The following is a 24,060-nucleotide window of genomic DNA, read 5'->3' on the forward strand; positions in this document are numbered from 1 at the left end:
TCGCTCCTTACCGGTAGGTCACTTGTTTGACGGCTGCGATCACTTCTTCGGTTGTGATCAGCGCCAGTTTTTCCAGGTTCGCGGCGTATGGCATCGGAACATCCTTGCCGGTGCAATTGATAACTGGCGCGTCGAGGTAATCGAACGCCTCTTGCATCACCACGGATGAGATGTAGCCGCCAACCGAGCCTTGCGGCCAGCCTTCTTCGACGGTCACCAGACGGTTGGTCTTCATCACCGAGTTGATGATCGCGCCTGTGTCCATTGGCCGGATAGTGCGCAGGTCGATCACCTCGGCACTGATACCGTCCTCGGCCAGCTTGTCGGCGGCCTCAAGCGCATATTGCATGCCGATGCCAAAGCTGACGATGGTCACGTCCATGCCTTCGCGCCAGATACGCGCCTTGCCCAGCGGGACGGTCAGATCATCCACCTGCGGCATGTCGAAAGAACGACCGTAAAGGATCTCGTTTTCCAAGAACACAACCGGGTTCGGATCGCGGATCGCCGACTTCAACAGACCTTTTGCATCGGCTGCTGAATAGGGCATCACCACTTTCAGGCCCGGTATTTGCATATACCACGCTGCGTAATCCTGGCTGTGCTGCGCACCGACGCGAGCAGCGGCACCGTTGGGGCCACGGAACACGATAGGACAACCCATCTGACCACCGGACATGTAGAGCGTCTTGGCCGCCGAGTTGATGATCTGGTCAATCGCCTGCATGGCGAAGTTGAAGGTCATGAACTCGACAATCGGTTTCAGTCCGGCCATGGCGGATCCGACGGCGATGCCGGCAAACCCGTGTTCGGTAATCGGGGTGTCGATCACGCGCTTGCTGCCGAACTCGTCCAGCATGCCCTGGCTGATTTTGTAGGCGCCCTGATACTCGGCGACTTCTTCGCCCATCAGGTAGACGTCCTCGTCACCACGCATTTCTTCGGCCATCGCATCGCGCAAAGCTTCACGCACGGTCTGCTGTTTCATCGGCGCATCTGCTGGCCAGTCCGGGGAAAGATCCACCTTAGGCGCGGCAGGTGCAGTTGCAGCAGGGGCAGCGGTCTCTGCTGCCGCAGGGGCCGCCTCGGCCACCGCCGCAGGTGCAGCTGCGGGAATGGCGGAGGCGTCTTCGCCTTCTTCAACCAGCACCGCGATAGGAGTGTTCACTTTTACCCCTTCGGTGCCTTCGGCGATCAGGATCTTGCCGACGATGCCTTCATCGACGGCTTCGAACTCCATTGTCGCCTTGTCGGTTTCGATCTCGGCCATGATGTCGCCGCTGGATACGGTGTCGCCTTCCTTGATCAGCCACTTGGCCAATGTGCCCTCTTCCATTGTGGGCGAAAGGGCGGGCATGAGAATTTCGGTTGCCATGTCTTAGTCGTCCTCTCAGGCGTAAATGTCGGTCCAGAGCTCTTCGACGGAAGGCTCGGGGCTTTCTTTCGAGAATTCGGCGGCTTGATTGACGATCTCTTTGATCTCTTTGTCGATCGCCTTCAAATCATCCTCGGTCGCGTGTTTACCGGTCAGCAGCAGCTCGCGCACATGTTCGATCGGGTCGCTTTGCTCACGAACCTTCTGAACCTCTTCGCGGGTGCGGTACTTGGCCGGGTCGGACATCGAGTGGCCGCGGTAGCGGTAGGTCTTGATCTCGAGGATATAGGGGCCTTTACCCGCACGGCAGTGCGCGACAGCCTTTTCCCCTGCGGCTTTGACCGCAAGTACATCCATGCCGTTGACGATCTCACCGGGGATGCCGAACGCTTCGCCGCGGTGGTAGATATCCTTGGTCGAGGTCGAGCGCGCTTGTGCCGTACCCATGGCATATTGGTTGTTCTCGATCACGAAAACTACCGGCAAGTCCCATAGGGCGGCCATGTTGAACGTCTCATAGACCTGGCCCTGGTTTGCTGCACCGTCACCGAAATAGGTAAAAGTCACACGACCGTTGCCTTTGTATTTGTCAGCAAATGCCAGACCCGCGCCCAGCGGAACCTGTGCGCCAACAATACCGTGGCCGCCATAGAAATGCTTCTCTTTCGAGAACATGTGCATCGAGCCGCCCTTGCCTTTGGACAGACCGCCAATGCGACCGGTCAGCTCGGCCATCACGCCACCCGGATCCATGCCGCAAGCCAGCATGTGACCGTGGTCGCGGTAAGAGGTAATCCGCTTGTCACCTTCTTCAGTCGCAGCCTCAAGGCCGACGACAACGGCCTCTTGGCCAATATAGAGGTGGCAGAAACCGCCAATCAGACCCATGCCATAGAGCTGACCGGCCTTTTCTTCGAATCGGCGGATCAGCAGCATTTCACGGTAATATTCGGTAAGTTCTTCCGCAGAAACGTTTGGTTTCTTTGTGGTTTTTCGCGCAGCCATGTTGGCGATCTCCCCCTCTCGGCAAGATAGTTTAGCGTTAAACTATTTCATAAAGCATTTCCTGCTTTCTGGCGAGCAGAAATGTGACGCAGCGTAGGGCGAGCCGTCCGGCTTCAAAACTCAGGCCATTTTTGCGTCAGTTCCATTTCCCGGATGTTATCTCCGATTGACTGGCGCTACGCTTCTTTGACAAGTTACGTTGGGCTATAGATGCTCTCGCCCGAACTGTGGAGTTCTTTCCGAATGATGATCCTGCGACAAGATAAGCTTATGTTTATCAAAACAAAAAAGACTGCTGGGACTTCTATTGAAATTGCACTTAGTAAGCACCTTGCACAGGGCGATTTTGCGACGCCCTTCACCAAGGAGGAGGAAGAACAGCGCGCGGGCAAGCAGTTCATTGTACGCGGCTCGTTGCGTTTGCTTAGGGAAAGGTCGGAAGGCCACGTACGGGCGCGCAATCCCCACAACGGAATCGCAGTGGCGCGAACTTATCTCGGGGACCTTTGCGACGGATGTTTCAGTTTCTGCGTCGAACGCAACCCGTGGGATAAGGCGGTTTCTGCTTTTTATTTCTGGATGCACCAGCGCGGGTATAAGATTGTTGATATTGGGGAATCGTTTCATCGGTTCTGCAATTTGCAGCTGCGATTCTTTTCAGACTTTCATCTGTATTCTGAGAATGGGCAATTGGCGGTCGACCGCGTTCTGCGCTACGAGAGTTTGCAATCAGATTTCAACACCCTGATGGCTGAGAGGGGGATCACAGATGTCTCGCTGGGTGATCGGCGTTGGAACTCTGGTATCCGAAAAGAATATGATATCGGTGTTTTCTACGGCGAGAATTTCGATAATGCGAACGTCGACATCGTGGCGAATGTCTTTGCCGCCGAGATATCCGAATTCGGTTATGAATTTCCGACTAAAGAAAGCGTCAGGCCAAGTTCCGCGTGAGCCATTTCATCCCGGGCCGTCAGGTGCTTTGGTCAAAGAACCATCGCTCAATCGGTTTAGCGGATGACGATCTCATCTGAGCGGATCATGCCCAGCACGGACCGTGCCTGCTGATCCAAAAGATCCAGATCCAGATAATTGTCCGACAGGCGGCGCGTCAGGTTTTCCATTTCCGTGATCTCGGCATCAAGTTTGGCCAAGTCACGCGACAGGGCGTCCCGTTCCGCTGCAATCTCGACCCGTCGGAACAGGCCATAGTCGCCCTGCACGGCGGCAAAGGTGAAATAAACACCTAACGTGAAAGCCACCATGAAAAATGCAACTGCGCCCAAACCGGGCCGATGGGAACGGGACACTCTGTTTACCGCCGTATGAAGTCTGCCTCTAAACGTGCCCTTTTCGGACATCTGTCTGCACTATGTCACAGGTGATTCGGCTTGTGAATCCCTCGATTCGCAATTTTTCATGATCAGCAGAAAAAACATGTTCGCCCCATAAATTTGGCTGGGTTGAAAAGTGGTTATCGCCAGGCTTCAAGCGCTTGATTGCGCTGCAGGGTTTGTTCTTCCATGCAGGCCCAATAGAACATGGGGGCCGCGCTACCGTCGCTTTCCAGCTCGGGGTCACAGGTCGCGTCACGACGTTTCAGCCAGGCGCGTTGCTCGGTCAGCAGGGCTTGGCCATCACCACGCGTGTCCGATAAGGTTTTAATCTCTGACCAAAGGCTGTTCAGATCCTGATCTGCCACTTCCCATTTCTCTTTGGCGCAAAAATTGAGATCGAGCTGTGTGTGCCCGTTGCAGTGGGATTGCGCATATGTCGTGACGGGCAGCAGGGTGGTGGCAAGGACGGCAACAGCTTTCATGGTGCATCTCCCGGTTTGACGAAGAGAGTACCATGAATGCCGATTGCCAGACAGATAGGGGTTACTGATCCAGTGCCGCAACACCGGGCAGCGTTTTGCCTTCCATCCATTCCAGGAAGGCACCCCCTGCAGTCGAGATGTATGAAAAGTCCTTGGCAGCACCGGACGCATTCAGCGCAGCGACCGTGTCACCACCGCCTGCGACCGACACAAGCTGTCCGGACCGTGTCAGCTCAGCCGCTTTCAGGGCCGCTGCGTTGGTGGCGGCATCGAATGGTTCAATCTCGAATGCACCCAGCGGGCCGTTCCAGATAAGCGTTTGGCTCTTGTCGAAAATCGCAGTGATTTCCGCAACGGTTTCCGGACCAGCGTCAAGGATCATGCTGTCTTCGGGGCATTGATCCGCTGGTAGAACCTGATTGGAGGCGTGGGCTTCGAACTTTTCAGCGACCACGACATCGCGGGGCAGGACAATCTGACAGCCGGTTGTCTCGGCCTTGGTCAGAATCTCAGCGGCGGTGTCTTTCATCGCCGTTTCTGCCAGCGACTTGCCGACGTTTACGCCTTGCGCGACGAGGAACGTGTTCGCCATGCCACCGCCAATAATCAAGTAATCCACCTTTTCGATCAGGTTGCCCAACAGGTCCAGCTTGGTTGAAACCTTGGCGCCGCCGACCACCGCAGTGACCGGGCGTTTAGGCGCGCCTAACGCGGCTTCCAACGCGCTCAGCTCTTGCTGCATCAGGCGGCCCGCGCAGGCGGGCAGAAGACGGGCAAGCGCCTCGGTCGAGCTATGCGCGCGGTGAGCCGCCGAAAAAGCATCGTTGCAGTACACGTCGCCCATTTTTGCCATGCCGGCAGCCAGTTCCGGACTGTTCTTTGTTTCCGCAGCGTGAAAGCGCGTGTTTTCCAGTAAAAGCACCTTGCCAGCACCCAGGTTGGCCGCTGCGGTTTCCGCCTCGATCCCGACGCAGTCATCGCCAAACCGAACCTTGGTGCCAAAGGCCGTCTCCAGCGTCGGAACAAGCTGCTTCAGCGACAGGTTCTGCCGGCGCTCTCCGCCCGGGCGTCCGAAATGCGCCAGCAGGATGGGCTTGCCGCCAGCGGCCAAGATGTCCTTAACGGTCGGCACGATGCGCTCAATACGGGTGGCGTCGGTCACGACCCCGTCGACCACCGGCACGTTGATATCCACGCGCACCAGCACGCGTTTGCCGTTCAGGTCCATGTCGTCCAGTGTTTTCCAGCCCATCGCGCAATCCTCGACAAATGTGAAAGTGACTTAGGCGGTTCTTTTCCTGCATTTTGCCCTCAGGTCAATGCGTCACTTGGCATTCGCGCGCCCGGCGCATAGGTATTTGCGCAAGATAAAACGACAGGAGGGCCTCATGGCCGAGATCAAGGATCCCGAAAACACAATCATCGTCGAACTCAAAGGCGGCAATGTCGTCATTGAGCTGCTGCCTGACGTGGCACCGCAGCACAGCGCCCGCATGAAAGAACTGGCGCGCAATGGCGAATATGACAACGTGGCCTTTCACCGTGTGATCGACGGTTTCATGGCGCAGACCGGCGACGTGCAGCATGGCGACATGGAAGACGGGTTCAACCTGCGCATGGCGGGCACCGGCGGATCGTCTCTGCCGAACGTTCCGGCCGAGTTCTCGAAACTGCCCCATGATCGTGGCACTTTGGGCGCGGCCCGGTCCCAGAACCCGGATTCGGCGAACTCGCAGTTCTTCATCAACTTCGGCGACAATCATTTCCTGAACGGCCAGTACACTGTTTATGGCCGTGTCATCGACGGAATGGAGCATGTGGACGCTATCGTACGAGGCGAGCCACCAGCGAGCCCTGACCGCATGATCAGTGTCAAGGTGGCGGCTGATGTATAAGCTGGCTGCCGCTTTTGCCTTGTTGGCCAGCCCTGCGCTGGCCACGGGTCTTGAGGTCGAGATCGAAGGTGAGGGGGCCAATGGCACTGTCACCATCGACCTGTTCGATGATATTGCGCCGAAACATGTTGAGCAGATCGCTGCTCTGGCCAATGAAGGCAAGTACGATGGCGTGGTGTTTCACCGCGTGATTGATGGCTTCATGGCGCAGACCGGCGACGTGGAACATGGCCGCCTGGGTGGCGACATGCGCCGCGCCGGCACAGGCGGTTCCGACCGTGCAGACCTTCCGGCCGAGTTTTCTGATTTCGAATTCGACCGTGGCGTGGTTGGCATGGCGCGGGCGCAAGACCCCAACAGCGCCAACTCACAGTTCTTTATCATGTTCGAACCGGGCCCGTTCCTGAACGGCCAGTACACGGTTGTTGGTCAGGTGACCGACGGCATGGACGTGGTTGACGCGATCAAACGCGGTGAGGGTCAGAACGGTGCCATTATCGGCCAGCCGGACGTGATGAAAAAAGTCACCGTCACCGAATAATCCTTGAACCCGGCGCTGGCACCAGCGCCGGGTTTTTCGTCATTGGTCGATGAAGCCTCTGATCGCTTGCGTGTATGCATCCGGGTCTTGAAACGACGCAAAGTGACTAACGTCTTTCAAGATCAGAAGATCAGAATCAGGGATCGTCTCGGCAATCGCTTGCGAGTGTTCGGTAAGGATGGCCTCGTCATGTTCGCTCTGCACGACCAGAGTGGGCACGGTCACCGATTGCAGCCCCTCAAGCCCGCCGGGCTTTTCCGTGGCCCACATGGCCGCGACACCGCCCAGGAACGCTTCGAACCCGTCCGGGGTGGGGGACATGGCGGCATAGTCCCCGGCCATCATTCCGACGTAAGAACCGAAGACTTCGTTGGTTTCTACTGAAGGATCGATCCCATCCAGCGTGACATTGCCCGCATGGGCGAAATGGCTGGCCAGACGGTCAGGCGCAGTTGTCGAAATCGTGTATCCAATGTTGGCACCATCCGACCATCCAACCAGATGCACTTGTTCGACATTCAGATGATCCAGCAGCGCCAGATAGTCCTGCGCCAGCAATTCATAGCTGTAGGTGCTGCCGTCATTGGTTGACCGGCCATGCCCTCGGGTATCTGCCACAATCACGCTGTGGTCGCTGGCCAGACCAGCCACTTGTGCTGCCCAGATATCGCCATGCGCAAGACCGCCATGGATCAACAGGACGGGTGTGCCCTCTGCCGATCCATAGGTGGCGTAATACATGTCGATGCCATTCACGCTGGCGGTACCACTGGACGCGGCCTCGGGCATATCGGGCGTTTCGGGGATTGTCAGCCAGGCATCCTGTGCCAGTCCCGCTGTCGCGGTCAACGTTATCGCAGTGACCATCAGTGTTCGAAGCATGTCTACCTCCCTGGTTTCGCGTCGTCTCGTCAGGGATGATAGCTTAGGAAGAGGATAGCGGGGGAAATAATCCCCCGCTTGGCCATTAGTCGTCTGTTGTCATCGCCTTCCAGATCAGTGCGCCGATTGCGCCACCGATCAGGGGTGCGACCCAGAATAGCCAGAGCTGCCCAAGGGCAGGCGCGTCCGCGAACAAAGCAACCCCTGTGGACCGGGCCGGGTTGACGGATGTGTTGGTCACCGGGATCGAGATCAGGTGGATCAATGTCAATCCAAGTCCGATGGCGATGGGGCCGAACCCGGCAGGAGCGCCGCTGGAAGTGGCCCCAAGGATGATGATGATGAAGAACGCGGTCATGACGATCTCGATCACCAGAGCGGACATCAGCGAATAGCCCTCGGGTGATGCCTCACCATAACCGTTCGAGGCAAACCCACCCACGCCTTCAAAGCCGGGCGCGCCGCTGACGATCAGATACAAGACCGCAGCTGCAGCAATCGCGCCGATAACCTGAGCGATCCAATAGGGGATAAGGTCCTTCGCCGGAAACCGCCCCCCGATCATCAGCCCAAGACTGACTGCGGGGTTGAAATGGCCGCCCGAGATGTGCCCAACGGCATAGGCCATTGTCAGAACGGTCAGGCCAAAGGCAAAGGCAACGCCAAGCCACCCGATACCTACATCGGCGACCCCAGCGGCCAGAACGGCGCTACCACAGCCGCCAAGCACGAGCCAGAAGGTACCAAAGAATTCAGCCATAAGTTTTGATGACATTAAAAGTCCTCCAGAAAACAATGGGTTTAAGGTTAATTCAAAAAGTTCATTTTGTGAAATTGTAAGAAAGCAGCCTGTACCTGGATTCCTGTTTGGGTTGTATTGGGAAGGGAAAGGACAAATACTCACTCACAATTTTAGCATGTGTAGGTTTATAAAGATGCCCAATCGATTGCGTCTGAGAAATTGCGCTCTGCGCTCCGCATTTCTGTATCTTGGTTTCATCAATTCGGCAGGCGCCGAACAAGTGGAACTTCCAAATGGCGCTGATTTCTATCTCGGTGCAGCGTTTCGCAGCATTATGACCTTTTCTCCTGCCGAGATCACAACCGACGACGTTCGGCAGCAGGTTGCTGGGAATTATTTCGCTCTGATGTCGAACGCGGATGGCGTGCTGTCTCAGGCGGACGCAGTGGACTATTTGCGGGTCGTTTCGAACAAGTATTCGTTTTCCATTACCAAAGAGCCAGCGCGATACGATCTGGACCGGGACGGTGTGGTCACGCAGGCAGAACTTGAAGTGTTCTTCTCAAAAGATGCCTGGGGAGCGGCCTATCATCGGTATGCTCAAGGGGCGACTTTTGAAGAGGCCACCGTGCGGTTTCGGCAAAAACTCGGTGAGCAAACGGCCCGTATCCGGGGTGTGATGGGAGCGGCTGAAAACGGTAATATTCCCGTCGTCGATCCGAAAGGTGGCTGGACGGAGGCTGAAGAAACGGCCAGGCCCAAGCCCGTCCCTTACTTCGATGATTTTGACATTGACGGTGACGCAGCCGTTACGTTTGAAGAGTTTACTGAACAGCTTTGGGCGGCAGTCGCGGCATCGGATCTGGACGCGGACGATCTTTTTTCAGATGATGAAATCAACCGGGTTCGGGAACGCTTTATTCTTGCTAACGAGGCGTTGGAAGGAAATGGGTTCCGTTCAGTGTCAAGCTGGGCGGAGCGTTAAAGACACGCGCTGATCCCTAAGAACGGTCGCAGTGCGCCTCACACAGGATCAATAGATCAATGCTTGTTCCAACTTCCACGAGTTAAGCCCAGCTTACCGGGTCCAGTCGGAACAGTTTGGAAAGCTGGTCATATACCTCGGGTACAGCCGCCTTCAACGCGCGGGGCTGTTCGAAAAAGACCTCGACAGAGACGGCAAAAAACTCCTCGTGCCCGGTCGCGCCATAGGGATCTATGACCGTGTGCCGTCCACTTTCGACAGCGCGTACATGGGAGTCATATGCGGTCAGGAACACGCGTTCCCATTCGGCAAAGCTTTGTCCGTCGCTTAGGATCGGAACACCGTTGGTTCCCCCAGACAGGTCGTCGATTTGGTGGGCGAACTCATGAAGTACGACGTTCTGCCCGTCATGATCATTCAGCGCGCCAAGTTTGCTGTGGGTCCAGGAGAGAATAACCGGTCCCCGGTCCCAGCTTTCACCGGTGCGCACAATCTCTTTCTCGCTGACGACGTACCCTTCCTGTCGGCGCTGCCGAGACTTAAAAGCGTTCGGGTAGATCAGGATCGTTGTCAGATGATCGTACCAGAGGTCGCTGTTTACAATAAGCAGACAGGCCTGCGCGGCGATGGCCAGTTCCATCTCCTCGGTTACGTCCAGCCCGTCGCAACCAAAGAAACGAACCTGATCCAGAAACAGATTCACCTTGCCGTCCAGTTTGACACGCAGGTCCAGGGGCAGGCGGCGGATCAACGGCACTTGCTGTTCGATGAGGATGCGTTGGTGGTCTGTCAGGGGCGTGGACAAAAGCTGTTGGCGCGCCCGGGACTTGGACCAGTAGCGATACAGTACGAAACCGGCGATAAGCGCCAAGGCGGTGAAAAAGAACAACATAAAGGTCACTATAAGGACGCGCCGGGCGGTTGGAACCGGAAAACTCAATCGTCCCCGTCAAATGAAAAACGCCGCAGGTTTCCCCGCGGCGTTTGAAGCTTTGGAAGGTGGTCCGCGCTACTGCTTGACCTCGGCCGCCGGGTTGGCACCCGCCTTGCCGTTGCGGCCCGGGTTCAGAGGGTCGTCCTGACGCTGAACCGATCCTTCGAAATGCGCGCCGCTTTCGATCGCGATGGTCTTGTGGATGATGTCGCCTTCGACACGTGCGGACGAGGTCAGGCGTACTTTCAAACCACGGACACGGCCGACGATGCGGCCGTTGATCACGACGTCATCGGCGGTCACTTCGCCTTTGATGGTCGCGGTCTCACCGATTGTCAGCAGATGCGCACGGATGTCGCCTTCGACAGTGCCTTCGACCTGGATATCGCCCGAGGTCTTCAGGTTGCCAGTGATGTGCAGGTCCGAAGACAGAACCGATGCCGGTGGCTTGGGCTTGGGCGCGGTGCTGGCCTTGTTTTCTGCCGGTGCAGGGGCCGCCGGTGTCGCCGGTGCAGCGGGTTTTGCCGCCTCGGGTGCAGTGGACGAGGGCTCGTTGATTTTGCTCTTAGAAAACATTTCTCGCAGCCTTGATGTAAGTCATTGGGTTAACAGGTTTTCCGTTCACGCGAACCTCATAGTGCAGATGCGTGCCGGTCGACCGTCCGGTGCTACCCATATCAGCAATATGATCCCCGCGCGAGACCCTTTGACCAACCTTCACGCGTATCTTCGTGTTATGGGCATAAAGTGTCTCAATTCCGAACGCGTGCTTGATTTTCACCAGCCGTCCGAACCCGGACTGCCAGCCGGCATGGGTGACCACACCGTCGGCGGTGGCAAAAATATCAGTGCCATGGGCACCGGCGAAATCGGCGCCGTTATGCATGCGGCGACCACCTGTCTTGGGGTCGCGGCGCGTCCCGTAACCGCTCGTGAATCGCACGACGGAATTAACGGGGCTTGCAAACGGCGCTTTCTCTGCCGCAATTCGATACAGGTTCAACTGATCCATCTGTTGCAACAGAGTATTTGCGCGGATCTCGTCGGGGGTCAGTTCCTCACCGCGCGTGCTAAAAGAAATAGGGGTTAGGGGCCCGCCCATGCCGCTATAGCCGCGGCGGACTTCTTCGATGATGCGGTCGGTGGGCATGCCGGCCTGGCGGAACATCTTGTCCAGTGGTTCGACCGAGATCACCATCGCCTCTTCCAACTGGCGGAAAATCTCGTCGCTGCGTTCCTGCATCAGCCGGATTTCCAGCTCAAGATCGTCACGCTGTTCCAGCGCGTCCTTGGCATTGGCGGCAATCTGGTCGCGTTCCTCGGCGGTGCGGGACAGCGCCTCGGTCATAAAGTTCATCTGCTGGGGGTTGGCGACGGCGGCCATGTACATGTCGCCTTCGCCCGCTTCCTGCTGAAGCGTGACCAGTTCTGTACGTGCTTCTTCGCGCTGTTTCATGGTGGCGCGCAGCGTCGTCTGTATAACTTCGATCCCGGTCTCAAGTTCGCGGCGGCGGTTTTCCGACGCCAGCAGTTCCGACTGCATGGCCGAAATCTGATCGAGCGCGGCGTTGAACCGGTCCTGCGCGGCCAGGGCCTCGTGCGCACGCATGTCTCGCTCTGCGGACATGATGTTCAGGCGTTCCTGATAGGTTGCCTGATCGCGCTTGGCCTGTTCCCGGAAGTTGCCCGATCCGATGCTGTCCATCAGAAGGATCGCGGTCGCAACGGCTGTCCAACCCACGAACAGTGCAACGCCAGCGACGGCGACAACTTGCGTTTCCGAGCTTAGCCGAATGAAACGCGTATCATTGTCTGATTTAAGAAAGACACGGCGTTCGGGAAAATGCCGCTCAAACAGTGAGTGTAATTTGATTGCCAGACGTGTTCTCACGCGTCTCACCTCTCCATCCCCATGATCGGGAGCGGTCGTGAGTGATAGCCGTCCCTTGGGCGAAGTGCATAAAGCGGCATTTTGTTTTGGGCAAGTTTGTTAACTTACCGACCCTGCGTTACTGGTTTTTGCCGCCGATTCTAGGCGAGAATTTGCCGATATCGTCAACTTAAGCCCGTTATTGCGTCTGTCCCGGCAATGGCAAGTCCTCCGTCAGAGGCCAATAGAAATCCGGCGGCAGCCCAGCTTCGGCCCGTTTTTCTTCGTTAAACGGGGGTTTCAGGACGCCATGGAAATACTGGCGCACCAACTGGTGAAACACGTCCTTGGGGTCGGCATTTTCACGCCCGCACAGGAAATGGAACCATTTTGAACCATAAGCCACATGGCCCACTTCTTCGGCATAGATGACCTCGAGCGCGGCAATTGCCTGCTCGGCTTTGGCCTTGCGGAATATGTCGATCATGCCGGGTGTCACGTCCAACCCGCGCGCCTCAAGCACCATAGGGACAACCGCCAGCCGTCCCATCAGGTCTTCGGTGGTGTCTTCAGCGGCCCGCCACATCCCGGCATGTGCGGGTAGGGCGCCGTAGTGGCTGCCCATGCTTTCCAGACAGTCACAGACCATCTCAAAATGCCGCGATTCTTCTTCGGCGCATTTGACCCAGTCATCGTAGAACCCGATCGGCATCGGCACGTGGCCAAATCGCGCGATGATGTCCCAATGCAGATCGACGGCGTTCAGCTCGATATGCGCAACTGCGTGAAGCAGGGCGATACGCCCGGCCTCGGTTCCGGGCTTGCGCTTTGGAACCTCACGCGGCGATAGCAGCTCGGGCTTTTCCGGGCGGGCAGGGCTCAGCGGCGGCGTTGCGGTCCCGACCTCAATCTCAGGCGCCTCGCCCTTGCGCGATGCGAACCAGGTGGCAGCGTGGCGTTTGGACAGGGCAGTTTTTTCCCGCCCATCCGCTGTTGTCAGGACTTCGGTCGCCATCTGAGTCAGTGTTTTGGACACCGCGTTGTCTCCGCTGATTGAGGTGGACGGCTCTTAAACCGTATGGCGGCCGTGGTCGAGAGGGTTACAGGGCGCGCACAGCCTCAAGCACCTCGTCCACATGGCCGGGGACTTTGACCTTGCGCCAGACGTTGGCGATCTTGCCCTCGCCGTCGATCAGGAAGGTCGAGCGCTGAATTCCCATGGATTTCTTGCCGTACATGTTCTTTTCAACCCAGACGCCATATTCCTCGCAGACCGAAGACCCTTCGTCCGACAACAGCGGGGTCGTCAGGCTGTGCTTGGCGACAAATTTGTCGTGCTTGGCGACGCTGTCCCGCGAGATGCCGAAAACTTGAGCCCCCGCATCTGCAAAGGCCTGAAGTTGTTCCGAGAAACCGATGGATTCCTTGGTGCAGCCCGGCGTATCATCGCGGGGATAGAAAAACAGAACGACGGTACCGCCGCGCAGGTCCGAAAGGGTCACTTCGCCGCCGCCGTCGCGGGGTAATGTGAAATCAGGGGCGATGTCTGTCACGTCGGGCATTGGAAACTCCGCTAAAGGATTTTAAGTGCTGCCCGGCATAATAGGGCGACGCGAGCGGGTTGAAAGACTTGGATAAAAAATTTGCTCAGCACGAAGACGCAAGTGGCGACCGGCCCGAGACGCCTGTCCGCCGCCGGTCACGCCGTCGTATCGCCGCGCGCTGGAGCATTGGAACCCTGTTTTTAATGTGCCTGCTGGTCGGAGCGGGCTGGTTCTTTCTGATCGGAAAACAGCTGCACGCGCCGGAATGGGTCACGCAGAAAGTAGAAGCGCGTCTTGAACGCAGCCTTGGCGGTTTGAAATTCACCTTTGGGGACGCCAGCTTTATCGTCAACGATAAGTGGCGCCCGCGAATCCGATTGACGGATGTGACCATCAGCGATGCAGCGGGTCATCAGATCGCTCAGATATCGGATTTGCGGACACGCCTGTCGATGCGCGAATTGCTGCGCGGTAAGATCAGACCGCGGCGGATCACTATGCTGGGCGCGCAGATTGCTTTGACCCGTGGTGAGGACGGTGCGCTGTCGCTGACAGTGGGGTCGGGCAGTGCCCCGGTGCAAAAGGCCCCGACGCTGGCACAGCTTATCGAGGAATCGGATGATGTGTTCCTGTCCCCGTTTCTGTCAGGATTGCGGGCGGTCGATCTGGAATCGCTGACGCTGGATTATCAGGATCTGCGGCTGGGGCGGGCCTGGGTGTTTGACGGCGGGCATATCTCGATTATCCGGGACGGTGATGAAATGCGGCTGGCGACCGGGTTTTCGGTGCTGACCGGGCGCGACTATGCCAGCACGATCGAGGCAAACTATACCAGTGTTCTTGGTACACCTCAGGCGAGTTTTGGGGTTTCGATCACCGATCTTCCCTCGGAAGACATCGCCACCCAAAGCGTTGCACTGGCGTGGTTGCAGGTGCTCAATGCTCCGATTTCCGGCGCGTTACGGGGCAGTGTAGATGGGCAGGCCGCGCTGGGTCCGCTTTTTGCGACGTTGAACCTGGGCGAGGGTGTCCTGCAGCCCAGACCCGAGACGCGCCCGATCGGGTTCGAATCCGCGCGCGCTTATTTCACCTATGACCCTGCGCGTCATGTTCTGGAATTCAACGAGGCCTCGGTCGTGTCCGATGTGGGGGCCGTGCAGGCCGAAGGCAAAGCCTATTTGAACGGGGTCGAAAACGGTGTTCTTGAAAGCCTGACGTCACAGCTGACCCTGAACAGTATCGATATCTACCCCGGTGGTCTGTTCCCGGAATCGCTGGAAACGGCGCGGGCGGACGTGGATTTTCAACTCAAACTGGCTCCGTTCGAGCTGCAGCTGGGGCAGTTAACGATCACGGATGCCCTGCACGAATTGCACGCAACGGGCAGGTTGATCGGTCAGCCCGACGGCTGGGATGCCGCGTTTGATGCGCAACTGGACAAGATGGGGTCCGAGAACCTGTTGCGATACTGGCCCGAAAGATTGGCGCCGAACCCGCGGAAATGGGTGTCGGAAAACCTGTTCGAAGGTCAGTTTTCGGATGTGGAGTTTTCACTACGCTTGCATCCGGGCAGTAAGCCGGACCTCTATTTGGGCCTTGGGTTCGATGAGGCCAAGATCAGGTTTGCCAAGACCTTGCCGCTGATCCAGGACGGGCGAGGCCGGCTTAGCCTGCTGAAAGATCGCTTTACCGTCACGGCTGAAAAAGGGGTTGTCATCGCCGATCAGGGTGGCGCGGTGGATGCCTCGGGAACCTCGTTCATCATCCCGGATACAACTGCCAAGGGCGGAACACCGGCGATTGCTCGGATCGAGGCGAGCGGCAGCGTCGAGGCCGCCTTGTCGCTGCTGGACCGACCACCACTAAGCCTGATGTCTAAAGCCAACTTGCCGGTCGATCTGGCGGCTGGTGACATAAGCTTGTCAGGCACCTTGTCATTGCCGCTGAAAAAGGGGCTGAAGTTTCACGACACCGAATTCCATTACACCGGTGAAATCGACAATGTGCAAAGCGACAAACTTGTGCCTGACTATTCCGTCAGCGCTGATCTTTTGAACCTGTCCGGCAATCAGACCGAGGTGAAGATCGACGGCTACGGCTTATTCGGCCAAGTGCCGATGCAGGTCGCGTGGCGTCAGCCCATTGGCGGAGACGGGCCTCAACGCAGCGAATTAAAGGGCCAAATCGAACTGTCGCCGTTGCTGATGAACGAGCTGAAGGTGCCGCTGCCGCCGGGCATGCTGACTGGAAAAGGCACAGCGGATATCACCGTTGGAATCGGCGCGGATGAACCCGTCACACTCTCTGCGACCTCGGACCTCGCCGGGGTCGGAATGGCAATTCCTGAACTTGGCTGGCGCAAAGGGACGGGGGCGACCGGAAAGATGACACTGGACGCCACGCTGGGTGAAAAGCCCAAAGTGGATGATCTGACGCTTGATGTCGCGGGGCTGCGCACTAAAGCCTCGATCTTCTTCCGGGACGGGGGTGCCTTTGACCGGATACGGTTCAGTTCGTTTGATCTGGGCAACTGGCTGGCGGTGCCGGCCGAACTGATCAACACCGGCGGACCTGTCCCCAATATCGTCGTTCAGGGCGGTGTCATGAATCTGGGTCGCGCAACCTTCGGTGAGGGCGGTGGCGGAGGAGGGTCAGGCCCCGGTCCAAGGATCGATGTTCTGTTGGACCGCCTGCAGGTGACCGAAGACATTGCACTGACAGGCTTCCGGGGTGCGTTTCAAACGACAGGCGGGGTGAACGGCTCCTTTACGGCCAACGTAAACGGCGGCACGGCGGTCAGCGGTCAGGTGAGCCCGCGCGACAGCGGTAGCGCCGTGAACATAAAGTCGAAGGACGCGGGGGCCGTCCTACGGTCAGCTGGTGTGATCACCCAGGCGCGTGGCGGCAGTTTGGATCTGCAACTGGAACCGGTCAGCGCGCCGGGGAATTATGATGTGATCCTCAAGATCTTAAACACACGAATTACCGACGCACCGGCAATGGCCGCGCTATTGGATGCGATCAGTCTTGTTGGACTTTTGGACGAGATGACCGGGCAGGGGATCTTTTTCTCGACTATCGACAGCCGCATGCGGATCACCCCGACCGAAATCAAAGTCCTCAGTGGAAGCGCCGTTGGCCCGTCTATCGGCTTGTCCTTTGACGGCACGATCGACACGGTTGCGGGCATGCTGAACCTGCGTGGCGCGATCTCTCCGATCTATCTGGTGAACGCGATCGGAAGTGTTTTCACAAAAAAAGGCGAGGGGGTCATCGGGTTCAACTACAGCCTGACCGGGCCGCTTACGAAGCCAAAGGTTTCCGTAAATCCGCTGTCTGGCCTTGCACCATTGTTCCTACGAAATTTACTGCGCGCACCGGCCCCGACTGTATCAGATGGCCCCAACGCGCTGCCGAGAAAGCCGGATGAGCCCAAAAAGACCTTTGGCTCTCCACCACGGGACAATTGACCCGGATGGGCTGTTGCTGATTCCGATGCGGAATTGTATGGCGCGGCTATGAAACTCAGCGATTTTGACTTCCATCTGCCCGAAGACCGGATTGCCACACGTCCCGCCAGCCCGCGCTCATCCGCGCGCCTGCTGGTGGCCGAAGGTGACGCGATCTCGGATGCGCATGTTTTTGATCTACCCGACTGGTTGCAGCCGGGTGACAGATTGGTGCTAAACGACACGCGCGTCATCCCCGCACGTCTGAACGGACGGCGCCATCGCGACAGTGCGCAAGGACCGGTGTCTGCTGCAATCGAGGCGACTTTGCTGGACCCGCAGGCTGATGGCACATGGGCAGCCCTGATCAAACCGCTGAAGAAAGTGAAGCTGGGCGAAGACATTCAATTCTCGGATCAACTGAGCGCCACGCTGGAGCGGGTTGAGGACGGGCAAGCCTATCTGCGGTTCAATCTGTCGGGCGATGATTTTGATGCTGCGCTGGAACAGGCCGGTGCAATGCCTCTGCCGCCCTACATCGCCGCCAAGCGGCCTGCGGATGAGCAGGACAAGACGGATTACCAGACAATCTGGGCCTGCAATTCCGGTGCTGTTGCCGCCCCGACGGCGTCGCTGCATTTTGATGAGGCGTTGATGCAGGCGCTGGGCGCGCGCGGTGTCGCAGTCACTCATGTCACGCTGCATGTGGGCGCGGGAACGTTTCTGCCGGTCAAGGTTGAGGACGTGACGACCCACAAGATGCACGCTGAATGGGGCAATGTCAGCGCCGCCGCCGCGCAAGAGATACGCGAGACCAAGGCCGCAGGGGGCAGGGTCATCCCGGTGGGCACCACCGCGCTGCGTCTGATCGAAAGCGCCAGCCGGTCGGGCCAGATCGAGCCATGGGAAGGTGAGACCGATATCTTCATATATCCCGGCTTTCAGTTCCACGTGACCGACGCGTTGATGACCAATTTCCACCTGCCGAAATCCACCTTGTTGATGCTGGTGTCGGCCCTGATGGGGCAGGAGCGAATGCGGAAGGTGTACGCGCATGCGATTGAACAGAAATACCGGTTCTTCTCTTACGGCGATGCGTCGCTTTTGATCCCGTAAGGGACGTGTTGTCGGGATCGAATCTTTTCAATGTCGTAGACAAGCATGACCAAAGCCGTTTTTGATTGCAAAACGGTGTCACAGTCTTGGTCGGAATTTTTCGGAGGCCCCAATGATTCAGGTCCTTTCCAGCGCATGGGCGCTATTGCTTGGTATGGGCCTGTTAATGGTCGGAAACGGCCTACAGGGTACGATCCTGGGTGTCCGGGGCGAGATCGAGGGGTTTTCGACCCTTCAGATGTCATTCGTCATGTCAGCCTATTTCGTTGGTTTCCTGGGTGGATCACGACTTGCACCCGAAATGATCCGACGTGTCGGACATGTGCGGGTCTTCGCGGCACTGGCATCGTTCATTTCTGCCGTGATGATCATGTATCCGTTGATGACCGACCCGGTTATCTGGATTCTGGGCCGTGTCGTGATCGGGTTCTGTTTTTCCGGAGTGTACGTCACTGCGGAAAGCTGGCTCAACAATGCTGCCAGCAACGAAAATCGCGGCCAGGCACTGTCTCTTTACATGATCTTCCAGATGACAGGCATCATCAGCGCTCAAGGTTTGGTTCTTTTGGGCGACCCGGCCGGGTTCGATACCTTTGTAATCGCCTCCATACTGGTTTCGGTCTCTTTTGCGCCCATTCTCTTGTCGATCTCACCGACACCTGCGTTTGACACAACCAAACCGATGACTTTGCGCGAATTGTTCGGATATTCGCCCTTGGGCTGTGTTGGCATGTTTCTTCTGGGGGGCGTGTTCTCTGCGCAGTTTGGGATGGCGTCGGTATACGGTGCCCGCGCGGGTCTGACGCTGGTCGAGATTTCGACTTTTATTGCCGCATTCTATATCGGTGCTCTGGTCTTGCAGTATCCATTGGGATGGATGTCCGACCGCATGGATCGCCGTTTCCTGATTATGCTTGTTGCAGGGGTCGGCAGCTGCGCGGCAGTTGTGGGCTTGGTGTTCGGTGTGACATTTCCAATCCTGCTGGGCGCGGCCTTTGTGATCGGCGGTATGTCGAACCCTCTGTATTCACTGCTGATTGCGCACGCTAATGACTTTCTGGAACACGAAGACATGGCCGCAGCGTCAGGGGGTCTTTTGTTCATCAACGGCATGGGGGCCATTGCGGGCCCGTTGATCACCGGTTGGCTCATGGGGGATGCGGTCTTTGGACCTCCGGGCTTTTTCCTTTTCATCGCAATACTGCTGGTCGTTATGGCGGGCTATGCGCTTTACCGTATGACCCAGCGCGCGGCGATCCCGGTCGACGAAACAGGCACCATGTCGCCGCTCTATCCAACGGCGTCTCCGGTTGTGATGGAATTGGCGCAGGAGGTGGCCATTGAGGCCGCAGAAGCCGAGCAGGAAACGCAAGATGTTGCCTAGAACACGAATTTATGTCGCAAGTGTTGCAATAATTTACTGTTACAATTCTGTAAAACACACTTAAATGAATTTAAGTCCCTTGGGGGGGAAACACGACGGAGTTAAGGGCATGGCAAGTCCTGAAGATGTATTGAGTTTTTGGTTAGATGAGGTTGGTCCCAAGGGTTGGTATCTGCAGGATGACGCATTGGATGCAGAAATCCGCGAAAGGTTCCTGACCACATGGGAGGCTGCGAGTGAAGGCAAGTTCTCTCTCTGGCTGACCTATCCCAGCGGTGCATTGGCGTACATCATCCTGATGGATCAGTTTCCACGCAACATGTTCCGAGGAAGCGCTGAGGCCTTCGCCTCAGACCGCGCGGCGTTGTCAGCAGCGAAATGTGCGGTGGACAAAGGGTGGGATATGAAGATCGACGAACCGGCCCGCCAGTTCTTTTATCTTCCATTGATGCATTCGGAAAACCTGTGTGACCAGGAACGCTGTGTGCGCCTGATGTGTCAAAACATGACCGATGGCGACGACGGCAACCTGTTGCACGCAAGGGCGCATCGCGAAGTGATCCGCAAGTTCGGTCGGTTCCCATACCGCAACGACGCTCTCTCGCGCCCAATGACCGAGCACGAGGCCGCCTATGTCGACATGGGCGGATACGGCGCGACCGTGCGCGAGCTGCAGACAGCCGGCTAGGACGCCGGCTCGCAGCCTCGGATTGCAATGATCCGGTCGGCGACAATGTCGGCCGAATTTTCAATTGCAGTGTTGATTAACTGGTCCGGGGCCTCGGTCAACTCGGCTATTCTCGCCTGTGAAGCTTGCAGGTTATTCTCTAAATCATTCAGCTTTTCCAAAGCTTCAGACAGTTTTCGGGCGGTGGCACTATCGGCTGCTGTTCCGCTAAGCTGAAGGGATGACAGGTCGCTGCGCAATGCCGTCAGTTCACCGCGTATCCCTTGAACGTCTTCCTTCAGGGGCGCTACGATCTGGACCTTCTCGGCAAACTTGACGGTAATGTCGTCGACTGTAGAAGCCAGCTTCCATCCCAGAAACAGGCATAGTGCAATCAGGATAAGCGTTGCATTCAGCACGGCGAGCAACAGATCTTTAAGCGTTTTGGCCATGGTAAGCCTTTCGAATGACTTGGGTTTCACAAAGTCCGGACAGGCCCGGTGCGTATCTTCTAGCCATAGGTTCACGCGCGGTATAGGCTGAAAACAGCGCATACCGCGCCAGTTTACCCTGCGTCTGTTTTGTCGCGGGAGCAATATGTTGATGCATTCAGGAGATTAGTTTAATGGTAAACTAATTTCTGAATCGACCTGCGCCGAGAGGGAAACATGGCAGCACAATCTTTTGATCTGATCGTAATTGGCGCCGGTCCCGGTGGCTACGTGGCCGCTATCCGTGCGGCTCAGCTGGGCCTGAAGACCGCCGTGGTCGAACGCGAGCATTTGGGCGGTATCTGTCTGAACTGGGGTTGTATCCCGACCAAGGCGTTGCTGCGAACGTCCGAAGTGTTCCATCTGATGGAGCGCGCCAAGGATTTCGGCCTGAGCGCTGACAAGATTGGCTTTGATCTGGATGCGGTCGTCAAGCGTTCGCGCGGCGTTGCAGCTCAGCTATCGGGCGGCATCGGTCATTTGTTGAAAAAGAACAAAGTTACCGTGGTCATGGGCGCGGCAACGATCCCTGCAAAAGGCAAGGTCACTGTCAAAACCGACAAGGGTACCGAGGAACTGACCGCCAAGAACATCGTTCTGGCCACCGGTGCACGGGCGCGGGAACTGCCCGGATTGGAAGCGGATGGCGATCTGGTTTGGACCTACAAGCACGCACTCCAGCCGCCGCGGATGCCAAAAAAATTGTTGGTGATCGGGTCCGGCGCAATTGGGATCGAATTCGCCAGCTTCTATAATACCTTGGGCGCAGACACGACCGTGGTCGAGGTTATGGACCGGGTCCTGCCGGTCGAGGACGCCGAAATCAGCGCGCTGGCCAAGAAGGCCTTTTCCAAACAAGGCATGACCATCATGGAAAAGGCGATGGTCAAGCAACTGGACCGCGCCAAGGGTAAGGTCGCCGCGCATATTGAGGTTAAGGGCAAGGTCGAAAAGCACGATTTTGACACCGTGATCTCGGCAGTAGGGATTGTCGGCAATGTCGAAAACCTTGGGCTCGAGGCCTTGGGCGTCAAGATTGACCGTACCCATGTCGTCACGGATGAATTCTGCCGCACAGGTGTCGACGGACTTTACGCAATTGGTGATATCGCAGGCGCGCCCTGGTTGGCGCACAAAGCCAGCCATGAAGGTGTCATGGTCGCGGAATTAATTGCCGGTAAACACGCGCATCCAGTGAAACCCGAAAGCATCGCCGGCTGCACCTACTGCCAGCCTCAGGTCGCATCGGTGGGGTACACCGAAGCCAAGGCCAAAGAGCTTGGCTATGACATCAAGGTCGGCAAGTTCCCGTTCATCGGCAACGGCAAAGCCATTGCGTTGGGTGAACCCGAGGGCCTGATCAAAACGATTTTCGACGCCAAGACAGGTGAATTGCTAGGGGCACATATGATCGGCGCGGAAGTTACTGAGTTGATTCAAGGCTACGTAGTGGGACGGCAATTGGAGACCACCGAGGAAGACCTGATGAACACTGTCTTCCCACACCCGACTCTGTCGGAAATGATGCACGAAAGCGTGTTGGATGCCTACGGGCGTGTGATCCACATGTAAGAATGGGGGCTCTGCCCCCACCGCCCGTGCCGGGCGTCTCCCCCGGGATATTTAATGGCCAGATGAATGAAGGATCCTTCCTTCATCTGGCTAAAAATATCACGGAGCACGAGGCAGAGCCTCGCAAGTATCTTATTTATTCAATGCGTCCAGTATGCGCGCCCACGAACGAATGCCCTTGTGGAAACTTTTCACGTCATACTTTTCGTTCGGTGAGTGGATGGCATCGTCGTCATTGGCGTAGCCGACGAGCATCGAGTCCAGTCCGAGAACCAAATCAAAATAGCCAACCACCGGGATCGAACCGCCCATGCCGGTAAAGACAGCTTCGCGGTTCCACTCATCTGATAACGCGCCGCGCGCGGCCTCGAATTCGGGGCGATCTAGGTTCATCACCGATGCCGGAGCCCCTTCGAGATCGTTGTCCCAGACAACTTTCGCGTCGGGCGACAGGTGATCTTCGACATGTTTGCGGACTTTGTCGCGCAGGGCATCGGGGTCCATGTCGCCGACCAGCCGGCAGGTGATCTTGCAGTGCGCTTCGGACGGGATCACGGTTTTCGATCCTGCACCGTTATAGCCGCCCCACAAGCCGTTCACTTCCAGCGTTGGACGTGCCCATTGCTGTTCCAGTGTGGAATAGCCCTTTTCTCCATGCGGTTGCGAGTAACCGACAGAACTCAGGTATTCCGCCTCATCAAAACCGCAATTTTCCCATTGGCGGAGCTGCTCTACGGGCACTTCGTGTACACCTTCGTAAAACCCGTCAACGGCCACGCGACCGGTTTCGTCGTCGTAGAACGAGGCGACGATCTTCGACAACTCACGCAGCGGGTTCAGGCCCGGGCCGCCGTAGTGACCGGAATGCAGATCGATGCGGGGACCAATGATGGTGAATTCATCCTTGAGCATACCGCGCAATTGCGAGGCGATGGAGGGCACGCCACGCGAGACCATCGAGGTGTCGCAGACCAGTGCTAGATCGGCTTTCAACTCTTCCTTGTTGGCTTCCAGGAACGGAACCAGCGAGGGCGAGCCGGATTCTTCTTCGCCTTCGAAGAAAAACGTGATGCGGCAGGGCAGGGTGCCGTGGATGGCTTTCCATGCGCGGCAAGCCTCGACGAAGGTCATCAACTGACCCTTATCATCTGAAGAACCTCGGCCACGGATGACCTGACCATTTTCGGTGTCTTCCAGAGCGGGATCAAAGGGGTCTCGGTTCCAAAGTTCCAGCGGGTCAACGGGTTGGACGTCGTAGTGGCCATAAAAAAGAACATGAGGACCGTCGCCGTCTTCGCCCACATGGCCAACGACCATCGGGTGACCCGGGGTCTCGCGCTTTTCGGCTGCAATGCCAATGCTTTGCAGGTCGGCGACCAGCCAGTCAGCGGCCTGGTCGACCTGCTCTTTGTATGCGGGGTCGGTCGAGATCGACGGGATGCGCAGAAACTCCATCAAACGGTCGATGGAAGTGGTCAGATCGGAATCGATCTTGCTCAGAACAGCGTCTAGCGACATGAGCTTCTCCTGAATGGCGTGAACTGCTGCGGAACCTATCAGCACCGGCGGCGCCGTCCAGTGCGTATCGGCAGGATTTGCAGTATACTGTCGGAAACAGAATGTGTGGCAGGGTTATCGCCTGCGTCGTTTCCTCGCGTCTTATGGCCGTAACTTTACTTGTCGGGGGGCGTGAACAGGGATAATTGATACAGATCAATGCTGCGACTCCTGCAATGCCACTAGGCAAGGTACTCAAGGGGAAGCAAACCGCGGGGACGGCTTGATCCGT

At 57.3% G+C, this 24,060-nt stretch carries 23 protein-coding genes; 9 read left to right on the top strand and 14 right to left on the bottom strand.

Annotation, left to right across the window (positions count from 1 at the left end; genetic code table 11):
• Positions 1 to 7 precede the first annotated feature (7 nt).
• Positions 8 to 1,375 carry a pyruvate dehydrogenase complex E1 component subunit beta gene (locus tag AC2FD9_RS10640; RefSeq protein ID WP_496836770.1) on the bottom strand — a complete coding sequence of 456 codons (1,368 nt, stop codon included), beginning with the start codon at positions 1,373 to 1,375 and terminating at the stop codon, positions 8 to 10.
• Between the two features lie 15 nt (positions 1,376 to 1,390).
• Positions 1,391 to 2,380 (bottom strand): pyruvate dehydrogenase (acetyl-transferring) E1 component subunit alpha, encoded by a 990-nt coding sequence (gene pdhA, locus AC2FD9_RS10645; protein ID WP_058273998.1) that lies wholly within the window; start codon positions 2,378 to 2,380, stop codon positions 1,391 to 1,393.
• Positions 2,381 to 2,623: 243 nt separating this feature from the next.
• Between pdhA and AC2FD9_RS10650 the strand changes: the two genes are divergently transcribed.
• A complete protein-coding gene (locus AC2FD9_RS10650; RefSeq protein WP_496836773.1) occupies positions 2,624 to 3,334 on the top strand; it encodes a hypothetical protein in 711 nt (236 codons plus the stop codon).
• Positions 3,335 to 3,390: 56 nt separating this feature from the next.
• Here AC2FD9_RS10650 and AC2FD9_RS10655 read toward each other — a convergent pair whose 3' ends face one another.
• From AC2FD9_RS10655 to AC2FD9_RS10665, 3 genes are all read right to left on the bottom strand, one after another.
• Positions 3,391 to 3,690, bottom strand: coding sequence for an FtsB family cell division protein (locus AC2FD9_RS10655; RefSeq protein ID WP_058273997.1), 300 nt, complete (start codon positions 3,688 to 3,690; stop codon positions 3,391 to 3,393).
• Between the two features lie 164 nt (positions 3,691 to 3,854).
• The gene (locus AC2FD9_RS10660) at positions 3,855 to 4,199 is read right to left on the bottom strand and encodes a lysozyme inhibitor LprI family protein (RefSeq protein WP_472723981.1); all 345 of its coding nucleotides are present in this window, start codon (positions 4,197 to 4,199) and stop codon (positions 3,855 to 3,857) included.
• A gap of 61 nt (positions 4,200 to 4,260) precedes the next feature.
• On the bottom strand, positions 4,261 to 5,451 hold the full coding sequence (locus tag AC2FD9_RS10665) for a phosphoglycerate kinase (protein ID WP_496836776.1): 1,191 nt from the start codon (positions 5,449 to 5,451) through the stop codon (positions 4,261 to 4,263).
• 136 nt (positions 5,452 to 5,587) lie between these two features.
• On the opposite strand from AC2FD9_RS10665, the gene AC2FD9_RS10670 reads away from it, so the two are divergent.
• Both AC2FD9_RS10670 and AC2FD9_RS10675 read left to right on the top strand, forming a co-directional pair.
• Positions 5,588 to 6,094 carry a peptidylprolyl isomerase gene (locus AC2FD9_RS10670; RefSeq protein WP_108860369.1) on the top strand — a complete coding sequence of 169 codons (507 nt, stop codon included), beginning with the start codon at positions 5,588 to 5,590 and terminating at the stop codon, positions 6,092 to 6,094.
• Positions 6,087 to 6,635: a peptidylprolyl isomerase gene (locus AC2FD9_RS10675; RefSeq protein ID WP_109311395.1), complete on the top strand. Its 549-nt coding sequence runs from the start codon at positions 6,087 to 6,089 to the stop codon at positions 6,633 to 6,635. The genes AC2FD9_RS10670 and AC2FD9_RS10675 overlap by 8 nt, the downstream gene beginning before the upstream one ends.
• Positions 6,636 to 6,674: 39 nt before the next feature.
• Here the strand turns inward: AC2FD9_RS10675 and AC2FD9_RS10680 are convergent, their stop codons facing one another.
• Both AC2FD9_RS10680 and aqpZ read right to left on the bottom strand, forming a co-directional pair.
• Positions 6,675 to 7,517, bottom strand: coding sequence for an alpha/beta fold hydrolase (locus AC2FD9_RS10680; protein WP_496836778.1), 843 nt, complete (start codon positions 7,515 to 7,517; stop codon positions 6,675 to 6,677).
• Positions 7,518 to 7,602: 85 nt separating this feature from the next.
• Positions 7,603 to 8,292 carry an aquaporin Z gene (aqpZ, locus tag AC2FD9_RS10685; RefSeq protein ID WP_108860372.1) on the bottom strand — a complete coding sequence of 230 codons (690 nt, stop codon included), beginning with the start codon at positions 8,290 to 8,292 and terminating at the stop codon, positions 7,603 to 7,605.
• Positions 8,293 to 8,389: 97 nt separating this feature from the next.
• Between aqpZ and AC2FD9_RS10690 the strand changes: the two genes are divergently transcribed.
• Complete coding sequence (locus AC2FD9_RS10690; RefSeq protein ID WP_496836780.1) at positions 8,390 to 9,244, top strand: CREC-EF hand family protein; 855 nt, start codon at positions 8,390 to 8,392, stop codon at positions 9,242 to 9,244.
• A gap of 82 nt (positions 9,245 to 9,326) precedes the next feature.
• On the opposite strand, the gene AC2FD9_RS10695 is transcribed toward AC2FD9_RS10690, so the two are convergent.
• The 5 genes from AC2FD9_RS10695 to AC2FD9_RS10715 form a co-directional block, all read right to left on the bottom strand.
• A complete protein-coding gene (locus tag AC2FD9_RS10695) occupies positions 9,327 to 10,136 on the bottom strand; it encodes a M90 family metallopeptidase (RefSeq protein WP_496836857.1) in 810 nt (269 codons plus the stop codon).
• A gap of 117 nt (positions 10,137 to 10,253) precedes the next feature.
• The gene (locus AC2FD9_RS10700; protein WP_113789478.1) at positions 10,254 to 10,754 is read right to left on the bottom strand and encodes a bactofilin family protein; all 501 of its coding nucleotides are present in this window, start codon (positions 10,752 to 10,754) and stop codon (positions 10,254 to 10,256) included.
• Entirely contained in the window at positions 10,744 to 12,069 is a 1,326-nt protein-coding gene (locus AC2FD9_RS10705) for a DUF5930 domain-containing protein (protein ID WP_496836781.1), read from the bottom strand. Before AC2FD9_RS10705 ends, AC2FD9_RS10700 begins: the two co-directional genes overlap by 11 nt.
• 178 nt (positions 12,070 to 12,247) lie before the next feature.
• Positions 12,248 to 13,063, bottom strand: a complete 816-nt coding sequence (locus AC2FD9_RS10710) for a ferritin-like domain-containing protein (RefSeq protein ID WP_496836859.1) — start codon at positions 13,061 to 13,063, stop codon at positions 12,248 to 12,250.
• Between the two features lie 85 nt (positions 13,064 to 13,148).
• Complete coding sequence (locus AC2FD9_RS10715) at positions 13,149 to 13,610, bottom strand: peroxiredoxin (protein ID WP_496836783.1); 462 nt, start codon at positions 13,608 to 13,610, stop codon at positions 13,149 to 13,151.
• Between the two features lie 68 nt (positions 13,611 to 13,678).
• On the opposite strand from AC2FD9_RS10715, the gene AC2FD9_RS10720 reads away from it, so the two are divergent.
• The 4 genes from AC2FD9_RS10720 (at position 13,679) to AC2FD9_RS10735 (ending at position 20,229) form a co-directional block, all read left to right on the top strand.
• Positions 13,679 to 17,062 (top strand): YhdP family protein, encoded by a 3,384-nt coding sequence (locus AC2FD9_RS10720; protein WP_496836785.1) that lies wholly within the window; start codon positions 13,679 to 13,681, stop codon positions 17,060 to 17,062.
• Between the two features lie 48 nt (positions 17,063 to 17,110).
• Complete coding sequence (gene queA, locus AC2FD9_RS10725; RefSeq protein WP_496836787.1) at positions 17,111 to 18,157, top strand: tRNA preQ1(34) S-adenosylmethionine ribosyltransferase-isomerase QueA; 1,047 nt, start codon at positions 17,111 to 17,113, stop codon at positions 18,155 to 18,157.
• A gap of 112 nt (positions 18,158 to 18,269) precedes the next feature.
• Complete coding sequence (locus tag AC2FD9_RS10730) at positions 18,270 to 19,541, top strand: MFS transporter (RefSeq protein ID WP_058273985.1); 1,272 nt, start codon at positions 18,270 to 18,272, stop codon at positions 19,539 to 19,541.
• A 109-nt stretch (positions 19,542 to 19,650) separates the two neighbouring features.
• Positions 19,651 to 20,229, top strand: coding sequence for a DUF924 family protein (locus AC2FD9_RS10735; protein ID WP_108860380.1), 579 nt, complete (start codon positions 19,651 to 19,653; stop codon positions 20,227 to 20,229).
• On the opposite strand, the gene AC2FD9_RS10740 is transcribed toward AC2FD9_RS10735, so the two are convergent.
• Positions 20,226 to 20,660 (bottom strand): hypothetical protein, encoded by a 435-nt coding sequence (locus AC2FD9_RS10740; RefSeq protein WP_282120481.1) that lies wholly within the window; start codon positions 20,658 to 20,660, stop codon positions 20,226 to 20,228. The genes AC2FD9_RS10735 and AC2FD9_RS10740 overlap by 4 nt on opposite strands.
• A gap of 216 nt (positions 20,661 to 20,876) precedes the next feature.
• On the opposite strand from AC2FD9_RS10740, the gene lpdA reads away from it, so the two are divergent.
• Positions 20,877 to 22,271, top strand: coding sequence for a dihydrolipoyl dehydrogenase (gene lpdA, locus AC2FD9_RS10745; protein ID WP_496836790.1), 1,395 nt, complete (start codon positions 20,877 to 20,879; stop codon positions 22,269 to 22,271).
• A 132-nt stretch (positions 22,272 to 22,403) separates the two neighbouring features.
• Here lpdA and AC2FD9_RS10750 read toward each other — a convergent pair whose 3' ends face one another.
• Positions 22,404 to 23,789, bottom strand: coding sequence for a dipeptidase (locus tag AC2FD9_RS10750; RefSeq protein WP_496836792.1), 1,386 nt, complete (start codon positions 23,787 to 23,789; stop codon positions 22,404 to 22,406).
• Between the last annotated feature and the right edge of the window lie 271 nt (positions 23,790 to 24,060).

It is taken from the genome of Ruegeria sp. YTSC230 (genome assembly GCF_059609665.1).

Bases quoted from the DNA above. Each gene is read 5' to 3' on its own strand.
- AC2FD9_RS10640 (WP_496836770.1), bottom strand. From the start codon at position 1,375: ATGGCAACCGAAATTCTCATGCCCGCCCTTTCGCCCACAATGGAAGAG.
- pdhA (WP_058273998.1), bottom strand. From the start codon at position 2,380: ATGGCTGCGCGAAAAACCACAAAGAAACCAAACGTTTCTGCGGAAGAA.
- AC2FD9_RS10650 (WP_496836773.1), top strand. From the start codon at position 2,624: ATGATGATCCTGCGACAAGATAAGCTTATGTTTATCAAAACAAAAAAG.
- AC2FD9_RS10660 (WP_472723981.1), bottom strand. From the start codon at position 4,199: ATGAAAGCTGTTGCCGTCCTTGCCACCACCCTGCTGCCCGTCACGACA.
- AC2FD9_RS10665 (WP_496836776.1), bottom strand. From the start codon at position 5,451: ATGGGCTGGAAAACACTGGACGACATGGACCTGAACGGCAAACGCGTG.
- AC2FD9_RS10670 (WP_108860369.1), top strand. From the start codon at position 5,588: ATGGCCGAGATCAAGGATCCCGAAAACACAATCATCGTCGAACTCAAA.
- AC2FD9_RS10675 (WP_109311395.1), top strand. From the start codon at position 6,087: ATGTATAAGCTGGCTGCCGCTTTTGCCTTGTTGGCCAGCCCTGCGCTG.
- AC2FD9_RS10680 (WP_496836778.1), bottom strand. From the start codon at position 7,517: ATGCTTCGAACACTGATGGTCACTGCGATAACGTTGACCGCGACAGCG.
- aqpZ (WP_108860372.1), bottom strand. From the start codon at position 8,292: ATGTCATCAAAACTTATGGCTGAATTCTTTGGTACCTTCTGGCTCGTG.
- AC2FD9_RS10695 (WP_496836857.1), bottom strand. From the start codon at position 10,136: ATGTTGTTCTTTTTCACCGCCTTGGCGCTTATCGCCGGTTTCGTACTG.
- AC2FD9_RS10700 (WP_113789478.1), bottom strand. From the start codon at position 10,754: ATGTTTTCTAAGAGCAAAATCAACGAGCCCTCGTCCACTGCACCCGAG.
- AC2FD9_RS10710 (WP_496836859.1), bottom strand. From the start codon at position 13,063: ATGGCGACCGAAGTCCTGACAACAGCGGATGGGCGGGAAAAAACTGCC.
- AC2FD9_RS10715 (WP_496836783.1), bottom strand. From the start codon at position 13,610: ATGCCCGACGTGACAGACATCGCCCCTGATTTCACATTACCCCGCGAC.
- queA (WP_496836787.1), top strand. From the start codon at position 17,111: ATGAAACTCAGCGATTTTGACTTCCATCTGCCCGAAGACCGGATTGCC.
- AC2FD9_RS10730 (WP_058273985.1), top strand. From the start codon at position 18,270: ATGATTCAGGTCCTTTCCAGCGCATGGGCGCTATTGCTTGGTATGGGC.
- AC2FD9_RS10735 (WP_108860380.1), top strand. From the start codon at position 19,651: ATGGCAAGTCCTGAAGATGTATTGAGTTTTTGGTTAGATGAGGTTGGT.
- AC2FD9_RS10740 (WP_282120481.1), bottom strand. From the start codon at position 20,660: ATGGCCAAAACGCTTAAAGATCTGTTGCTCGCCGTGCTGAATGCAACG.
- lpdA (WP_496836790.1), top strand. From the start codon at position 20,877: ATGGCAGCACAATCTTTTGATCTGATCGTAATTGGCGCCGGTCCCGGT.
- AC2FD9_RS10750 (WP_496836792.1), bottom strand. From the start codon at position 23,789: ATGTCGCTAGACGCTGTTCTGAGCAAGATCGATTCCGATCTGACCACT.